The organism is Geminicoccus flavidas (assembly GCF_009806515.1).
Lineage (GTDB): Bacteria > Pseudomonadota > Alphaproteobacteria > Geminicoccales > Geminicoccaceae > Geminicoccus > Geminicoccus flavidus.
Window position 1 is genome coordinate 1 of record NZ_WUJP01000260.1, and the last position, 1303, is coordinate 1303.

Annotated in this window: 2 protein-coding genes; both read right to left on the minus strand. The window is 68.1% G+C overall.

Annotated features, from left to right (window positions below):
- The coding region (locus EQG76_RS07205; RefSeq protein ID WP_159711943.1) for a prepilin-type N-terminal cleavage/methylation domain-containing protein at positions 1–206 on the minus strand (206 nt) is incomplete at its 3' end.
- An 88-nt stretch (positions 207–294) separates the two neighbouring features.
- Positions 295–1303 (minus strand): N-acetylglucosamine-6-phosphate deacetylase (locus EQG76_RS07210; RefSeq protein WP_159711945.1); only part of this gene is annotated, 1009 nt, incomplete at its 5' end.

A 1303-nucleotide genomic window follows, 5' to 3' on the forward strand; every position in this document is an offset into this window, starting at 1 on the left:
TTGCCGTTGTCGAGCTTGTAGAGTTCCAGCGCCTGGCTCAGGTTCTCGATCTGGAGCTTGGCGGTGTCCGAGCGCGCGCTCGACAGGTAGCCCAGGACCCGCGGCCCCGCGAGCGCTGCGAGCAGGCCGAGGATGACCAGCACCACCAGGAGCTCGATCAGGGTGAAGCCTGCATCCGGGCGGCGGTGACGGCGACGATGGGGCATGGACAACGGGTTCCCGAAGAACTTGGCGGGGCGACGCGCGCATATGGCCAATTCGACCGGGCTTGGGCAAGTGCGGCGCGCATTCGGCTCAGCCCCTGTCCGGCTCCACCGGTACGCCTGCGCAGAAGATCTCGCCGATCGTGCCATTTGCGTCGATCACCAGCAGGTCCGCGCGCCGCCCGGGCGCGATCCGGCCGCGATCGTCCAGGCCCAGATAGTCCGCCGCCACCGTCGAGGTGCGCAGGGCCGCCTCGGCGAGCGGCAGCCCCAGCGCCACGAGGTTGCGCAGGGCCTGGTCCATGGTCAGCACGCTACCGGCCAAGGTCCCATCCTGTAGTCGGGCCGAGCTCCCGTCGGAAATCACATCATGGCTACCCAGGCGATATTGGCCTGGCGGGCAGCCGGCGGCCGCCATCGCGTCGGTGACTGCGTAGAGCCCAGGGATGGCCCGGCGCGCCAGCAGCAGCATCTCCGGATGGACATGGAGCAGGTCGGCGATGACCTCGGCATGGGTGGCGCGGCCGAGTGCCGCCGCCGCCACACCCGGCCGCCGGTGGTCGGCACCGCTCATCGCGTTGAACAGATGGGTGAAGCCCGCAGCCCCGGCCGTTAGCGCCGCAAGACACTGACCGGCATCGGCAAGACTGTGGCCAATCTGCACACGCGTCCCCAGATGGCTGAGTTGCGTGATCAATTGGTGTGTCGGATCCTGTTCTGGTGCTATGGTGGCGACGATTATGGGTGCGAACTCGATCAGCTCCCCGACCAGGTCCAGGTCGGGTGGTATCGCGAACGGCGGCTGCGCGCCCAGCTTGTCAGGATTGATGAAGGGCCCTTCCAGATGCACGCCCGGCAGGTCGGCATGATCCCGCGTGTCCGAACGCACGACTTCTGCAATGCCGGCGAATGCCTGGACGATCGCTTCGCGCGGCGCCGTGACAGTGGTCGGCAGGAGCGTGGTGGTCCCGTGGCGCAGGTGGAACGCTGCCATGGTCCTGACCGCTTCGGCCCCCGCCATGACGTCGGCGCCGGCACCACCGTGGCAATGCGGATCCACGAAGCCCGGAATCACGTAGCGGCTACGATTAGCGCTGGCG